At 71.3% G+C, this 6,008-nt stretch carries 8 protein-coding genes; 7 read left to right on the forward strand and 1 reads right to left on the reverse strand.

Annotated features, from left to right (window positions below):
- The 7 genes from meaB to JWQ91_RS07785 form a co-directional block, all read left to right on the forward strand.
- Nucleotides 1-943, forward strand: a 943-nt coding sequence (gene meaB / locus JWQ91_RS07755; RefSeq protein WP_297782287.1) for a methylmalonyl Co-A mutase-associated GTPase MeaB, incomplete at its 5' end; no start/stop codon positions are given.
- Between the two features lie 64 nt (nucleotides 944-1,007).
- Nucleotides 1,008-1,166, forward strand: coding sequence for a hypothetical protein (locus tag JWQ91_RS07760; RefSeq protein ID WP_297782288.1), 159 nt, complete (start codon nucleotides 1,008-1,010; stop codon nucleotides 1,164-1,166).
- Between the two features lie 7 nt (nucleotides 1,167-1,173).
- Nucleotides 1,174-1,722, forward strand: a complete 549-nt coding sequence (locus tag JWQ91_RS07765; protein WP_297782289.1) for a PH domain-containing protein — start codon at nucleotides 1,174-1,176, stop codon at nucleotides 1,720-1,722.
- Nucleotides 1,723-1,744: 22 nt separating this feature from the next.
- The gene (locus JWQ91_RS07770) at nucleotides 1,745-2,659 is read left to right on the forward strand and encodes a tetratricopeptide repeat protein (RefSeq protein WP_297782290.1); all 915 of its coding nucleotides are present in this window, start codon (nucleotides 1,745-1,747) and stop codon (nucleotides 2,657-2,659) included.
- Entirely contained in the window at nucleotides 2,659-2,826 is a 168-nt protein-coding gene (locus JWQ91_RS07775; RefSeq protein WP_297782291.1) for a glyoxalase superfamily protein, read from the forward strand. Before JWQ91_RS07770 ends, JWQ91_RS07775 begins: the two co-directional genes overlap by 1 nt.
- A 224-nt stretch (nucleotides 2,827-3,050) precedes the next feature.
- Nucleotides 3,051-4,079 carry a hypothetical protein gene (locus JWQ91_RS07780; RefSeq protein ID WP_297782292.1) on the forward strand — a complete coding sequence of 343 codons (1,029 nt, stop codon included), beginning with the start codon at nucleotides 3,051-3,053 and terminating at the stop codon, nucleotides 4,077-4,079.
- A complete protein-coding gene (locus tag JWQ91_RS07785; protein ID WP_297782293.1) occupies nucleotides 4,076-5,038 on the forward strand; it encodes a hypothetical protein in 963 nt (320 codons plus the stop codon). Before JWQ91_RS07780 ends, JWQ91_RS07785 begins: the two co-directional genes overlap by 4 nt.
- Here JWQ91_RS07785 and JWQ91_RS07790 read toward each other — a convergent pair whose 3' ends face one another.
- Complete coding sequence (locus tag JWQ91_RS07790) at nucleotides 5,039-5,896, reverse strand: NUDIX hydrolase (RefSeq protein WP_297782294.1); 858 nt, start codon at nucleotides 5,894-5,896, stop codon at nucleotides 5,039-5,041. It lies immediately after the preceding gene.
- Nucleotides 5,897-6,008: the final 112 nt, after the last annotated feature.

Raw genomic sequence — 6,008 nt, forward strand, 5'->3', positions numbered from 1 at the left:
CACGTCCCAGCCCGGGCTCGTCGACGGGGCCCGCGAGGGTGACCCGAGGGCCGAGGCGCGACAGAACTCGCTGGTCGAGGACCGGTCGCCCTCGGTCCGCCAGGTGAGCGCCGCGCTCGCACCGCTCGCGGGACACGCTCACATCGTGGGCCTGACGGGGTCGCCCGGCGTCGGGAAGTCGACGTCGACCTCGGCGCTCGTCACCGCCCTGCGGGCCCAGGGCAAGCGGGTCGGCGTCCTGGCGGTCGATCCCACCTCGCCGTACTCCGGTGGCGCCCTGCTGGGGGACCGCGTCCGGATGCAGGACCACGCGACCGACGACGGCGTCTACATCCGGTCGATGGCGAGCCGGGGACACCTGGGTGGGCTGTCGGCCTCGGCCCCGCAGGCGTTGCGGGTGCTCGACGCGGCCGGCTGCGACGTCGTGCTGGTCGAGACCGTCGGTGTCGGTCAGTCCGAGGTCGAGATCGCCGGGCTCGCCGACACGACCCTGGTGCTGCTGGCGCCGGGGATGGGTGACGGGATCCAGGCCGCCAAGGCGGGGATCCTCGAGATCGGTGACGTGTTCGTCGTCAACAAGGCGGACCGCGAGGGTGCCCAGTCGACCCGTCGGGAGCTGCGGTCGGTCATCGCGATGACCGACCGCGCCGACGGCTCCTGGAAGCCGCCGATCCTGCTCACCACGGCGACGACGGGGGAGGGCGTCGCCGAGGTCGTCGACGAGATCGCGGCGCACCGCGCGCACCTCGAGGAGTCCGGCGAGCTGACGCGACGCCGACTGGCACGCGTACGCCGTGAGATCGAGGCCCTCGCGCTGACCGAGGTCCAGTCCCGCTTCTCCCACCTGTCGGGCGACGCGCGCCTCGACACCCTCGCGGCGCAGGTCCTCGACGGCAGCACGGATCCGTTCGCGGCCGCCGACACCCTCGTCGAACACCTCTGACGCTGCAGCCGGGAGCCCGGCGCGCCTCCATGGATCCGCCGGCCCGGATGACCACAATGGGGGCGTGCTGAAAAAAGTCATCACGCTGCTCGTAGTCGGCTTCGTCATCTATTACCTGTTGACGGCCCCCGAGGGCGCCGCCGACGCCGTGAGCGACGCCTCCGGCGCGATCATGGACGCCTTCGAGCAGATCGGCATCTTCTTCAACGAGCTCGTCCAATAGGTCCACGATGATCCGGGCCCTGCTCGACCGGCTGCCCGAGCAGGACGTCGACGCGCACCTGCTCGGCGACGAGGGCGAGACCGTCATCGACCTGGTCCGGCACCACCGGATCGTGTTCTGGCGACCCACTGCCGAGGCGGTGGGGGCTGGGCTCGCGGTGGTCCTGGCCGTCGTCGGTCCGATCCAGCTCGGCTGGTTCTTCCTCCTGCTGGCCGCGGGGCTCGTGGTGCACGCCGTCTACCTGACCGCGCGCGAGCACCGCGACGTCTTCGTCATCACCAACATGCGGGTCTTCCGCATGACCGGCGTCTTCACGGTGCGCATCGCCACGATGCCCATCACCCGCATCCTGGACATCACGGTCGAGAAGCCCCTGCTGGGCCGGATGCTCGGCTACGGGCACTTCATCTTCGAGTCCGCCGCCCAGGCGCAGGGGCTGCGACACATCCGTTTCATCGGCGACCCGGATGCCCGCGATCTCACGATCCAGCGCGTCATCCAGCGGTCCGGCCTGCGCGGCAAGACCATGGAGCAGCGGCTGATGGAAGGTTCCTAGGGCCGTTTCCTACACTGAGGGCATGAACTTCTCGCGTCCCGGCGCCATCGATCTGTCCGCCCTCAAGCAGCCGGCCGCCCGACCGGCCCAGGCCGCCGCGACGGGCAGCAGCTACGCCGTCGACATCACCGAGGCGACGTTCCAGACCGCGGCCCTCGAGGCGTCGATGCAGCACGTCGTCGTGCTGTCGCTGTGGTCCTCGCGCTCGCCGCAGAGCGCGACGTTCAACGACACCCTCGCGACGATCGTCGACACGTACGACGGACAGATCCTGCTGGCGCGGGTCGACGTCGACGCCAGCCCGCAGATCGCCCAGGCGCTCCAGGTCCAGGGCGTGCCGTACGTCGCCGGCCTCGTCAAGGGCCAGCCGGTCCCGCTGTTCCAGGGAACCGTCGAGGAGGCGGAGGTCCGCCGCTACTTCGACGAGCTCGTCAACGTGGCCACGCAGAACGGTCTGACCGGCCGCGCCCAGCCCGCCGGGGCGGCGGCGGCGCCTGAGGCCGACGGCGAGGTCGAGCCGCCGGAGGACCCGCGGTTCGCCGCGGCCGAGGAGGCGTTCATGGCGAGCGACTTCGAGACCTCGGTCGCCGAGTACGAGAAGCTGCGCGTGCAGTACCCGGCCGACGTCGAGGTCGCCGAGCGGCTGGCCCGGGTCAAGTGGCTGTCCCGGATCTCCGGCGCCGACCTGCAGGCGGCCCGCAAGGCCGCCGCCGACGACCCGGCCGACGTGCCGGCCCAGCTGCTGGTCGCCGATCTCGACATCAGCGGCGGCAACGTGGAGGACGCCTTCCTGCGACTGCTCGACGTCGTCAAGCGGACCGCGGGCGACGAGCGCGACGCCGTGCGGGAGCGCATGCTCGAGCTCTTCACGGTCGTCGGCATCGCCGATCCCGCCGTGATGTCGGCCCGCCGAGCCCTGGCGACCACCCTGTTCTGATGCTGTCGTTCGAGGGCGCGATCCCGATGCTGCGCATCCTCGACGAGCGCCTGGCCACGGAGTTCTCCGTCGACGTCCTCGGCTTCACGTGGGACTGGGAGAACCCCCTCGAGCCGTCCTCGCCGCTCTACGCCCAGGTGTCCCGCGGCGATCTCCGGACCACCTGACGGGCCACGAGGGGGACGGGACGCCCGGCACGCACCTGTTCCTCCCGACCCATGGTCTGGACGACCTCCGGGCGGAGCTCGACGCCCGGACGGCCCGCCTCGACCGGCCCTTCGGGCGGCCCCGGGTCGAGGCGGTGCCGTGGGGGGCGGGTCATGTGCGTGGTCGACCCGTTCGACAACCACCTCACCTTCACGGATTGGCGGGACCCGGAAGGGTAGGGTCGGTGCGGCGCCACGACCGTGACGCCGCGATGGGGAGCGGGCAGATGCGGACGAAGCTGGGCTGGGCATTGTCCGTGCTCGGCGTGCTCGTCGCGGTCTTCGGCGCCGCCGTCATGGTGCTGCTCGGCCCGGACAGCCGCTTCACGACCGGCCCGCACGCGATCGAGACCGACGACAGCGCGGTCGTCACGGCGCCCAAGGTCATCACGTGGGCCGACGTCCAGGTTGACGTCCTGGCCGAGGTACCGGTCCGCAAGCCGATCTTCGTCGGGCTCGGCAACTCCGTCGACGTCGCCGACTTCGTCCGCCGGACGGGTCGGCTCGAGATCACGTCGTTCACGACGCCTTGGAAGCTCACGACCCGCAACGTCAAGGGCACGGCCAACCTGCCCGGTGCCCCGACCGCGGTCGACTGGTGGATCGCCAGCTCCGCCGGTCTGGGCGGCGCGAGCATCAGCACGCGGCTGCCGGACGAGACCGTGTCGCTCGCGATCCTCTCGGTCGGCTCGTCCAACCTCGCGGGCCTCGAGGTCACGATGGCGTACGGCGTCGAGGGCGGCTTCGCCAAGGGCGTCGGCCTGCTGCTGCTCGGCATCGGGACGGTGTGGCTGGGGCTGCTGGTCCGCCGTGGTCGCGACGAGGACTGGGACGACGAGGACGAGGCCGAGGAGGACGTGGTCTACGTGTACGTCGACGAGCACGGGGTCGAGCACGAGATCACGGCCGAGGAGGCCGGGGACTTCGAGGTCGTCGAGGAAGTCGTCGTGGAGAAGTCCGCGAGCGAGCCCACCCCGGAGCCCACTCCCGAGCCCGCCCGCGACGCGGACTCCGTGGCGCCCACCCGGCCGGTCCCGTCCGTCCCGGGCGTGCTGACCGCGGCCGACATCGCCGCCACGACGCCCGCGCCCGATCCGACACCCGAGCCCGAGCAGGTCCTCTACGTCTACGTCGACGAGGACGGTGTCGAGCACGAGGTCAGCGAGGCAGAGCTGGCCGAGTTCGAGATCGTCGACGAGGAGGAGGAGTCATGAGGAGGCTCGCACTGGCCCTGGCCGGCTCCCTGGTCCTCGCGGGCTGCGCCATCCCGCACGAGCGCGGTGCGGTCAAGGTCGAGAAGGAGTCCGCGCGCCAGAGCGAGGTCACGGCGGTCTTCGATCGCTACCGCAAGGTGCGCAACACCGCAATCGAGCTGCTCGACGCCAAGCCGCTGTCGACCGTCGAGAGCGGGGCGGTCCTCGCGATCGACTCCGGCTCGTTCGAGGTGTCGCAGCGGCTCGCGACGAAGCAGAAGGAGGACACCGCGGCGGTCGAGGTCACCGATGTCCTGACCCCGAGGTTCGCGAAGTACCCGTTGTGGTTCTACGCCGTCGTCCGGGAGCAGACGCTCGGGGTCAACCGGGTCCAGATCTTCGAGCGCCAGTCATCGGTCGACCCCTGGCTGCTGACCGCGACCCCCGAGACGTTGGCCGAGACCCAGCTGCCGGAGATCCGCACGCAGGGCGGCGCAGCACTCACCGTCTCGCCGACCGACGGTCGGGGGATGGCGATGTCGCCCACGGAGGCCGCGACGGCCTACGCCAAGGTCCTCGGTGACTCCGCCTCGAGCGAGGCGAGCCAGATCGCGGACGACTCGTTCATCAAGCAGATGCGGTCGGCCGCGGAGACCAACTCCGGGCTCAAGGGGGTCGGGTTCGAGCAGTCGTGGGGCGCCAACGACGTCAAGTACGTCCTGCGGACGAGCGACGGCGGTGCGCTGGCGTTCGTGACCCTGCTGCGCCTCGACACGTACGTCGTCAAGCCCGGTCTGACGGTGACCTGGCCCAAGGGCACCCCGCAGCAGGCCTTCTTGTCGTCGGGGATCTCCGGGTCCGGCAAGCTGCGCTACTACCACCAGGTCCTGCTCTACCTCCCCGGCGGCAACGGCAAGCCGCGCGCCCTCGGGCAGTACGGCGGCGTCGTCAGCGCCGACAGCGGCCTGACGCAGGAGTAGCTACTCCGCGGCCTTGGGGGCCTCCCGATAGGTCGGCATGGGGCCGGCGGCGACGGCTTCCAGGAGCTCGATCGCGGCGGCGGCGCCCCGGGCGCGCACCGTCTCGGCATCGCACCAGTGGACTGCCTTGATCTCGGTCGGCTGCAGCGTCATGACGTCGGTGATCGAGGAGTCGACCGTCCCGAGGTCGAACAGGAAGATGCAGGCGTCGTCCCAACCACGCCACGCCGGCAGCCAGTTGACCGTCACCAGCCCCTGCACGTCGGCCGTGATGCCGAGCTCCTCCTGCAGCTCGCGGACCAGCCCGATCGAGGGGGCCTCGCCGACCTCGACGACGCCGCCCGGGAGGTCCCACTCCTTCTTGTAGGTCAGCTCGCACAGCAGCACGCGATCCTGCTCGTCGCGGAGCAGACCCTGGCTGATGACCCGCTTGGTCGGCAGCCCGGCGTTGAGGATCGCGATGAAGCCGTCGCGGCTGTAGGCCGGCGGGTCGTCGACGAGGCGAGCCATCAGGACCTGGTCGGGCTGGTCGCCCGAGGTGCGGATGATTCCCTCCCGGCGCAGGCCGCCGATCGAGGCGGCGCGGATGTCGCGGCTGCTCTCGACCCCGAGACGCACCTCGACCCGGCTGACCCCCTCGTCGCCGAACGCGTGGTCGACCGCCAGCCGGAGGGCCCGGGCGATGACGAACGGCTCGAGCCGGGAGCTCCAGCGGATCGACGCCGTGCCCGGCTCCTCGGTGCGCAGAGCCACGGTGCCGACCGGCTCCCCGTCGAGGACGATCGCGAATCCGGTGAGCTCCTCGGACCCCGTCGTCGGCTCCAGGGCGAGGTCTTCGTCACGCAGGGTCTGGCTCACGACCTCAGGCTAGCCGCAGGCCCGTCGGGCCGGAGCCGGTCGTCTCTGCAGGTGGGCGCCTCACCCCACCGGCCCCTGGCCGAGGGGCAGCGTCGCAGTGTGGGCCTGCCCG

The sequence above is a fragment of the Aeromicrobium sp. genome (assembly GCF_025965075.1).
GTDB lineage: Bacteria > Actinomycetota > Actinomycetes > Propionibacteriales > Nocardioidaceae > Aeromicrobium.

What these genes read in the sequence shown, in the direction of transcription:
- JWQ91_RS07765 (WP_297782289.1), top strand. Translation starts at nt 1,174, where the DNA reads ATGATCCGGGCCCTGCTCGACCGGCTGCCCGAGCAGGACGTCGACGCG.
- JWQ91_RS07770 (WP_297782290.1), top strand. Translation starts at nt 1,745, where the DNA reads ATGAACTTCTCGCGTCCCGGCGCCATCGATCTGTCCGCCCTCAAGCAG.
- JWQ91_RS07775 (WP_297782291.1), top strand. Translation starts at nt 2,659, where the DNA reads ATGCTGTCGTTCGAGGGCGCGATCCCGATGCTGCGCATCCTCGACGAG.
- JWQ91_RS07785 (WP_297782293.1), top strand. Translation starts at nt 4,076, where the DNA reads ATGAGGAGGCTCGCACTGGCCCTGGCCGGCTCCCTGGTCCTCGCGGGC.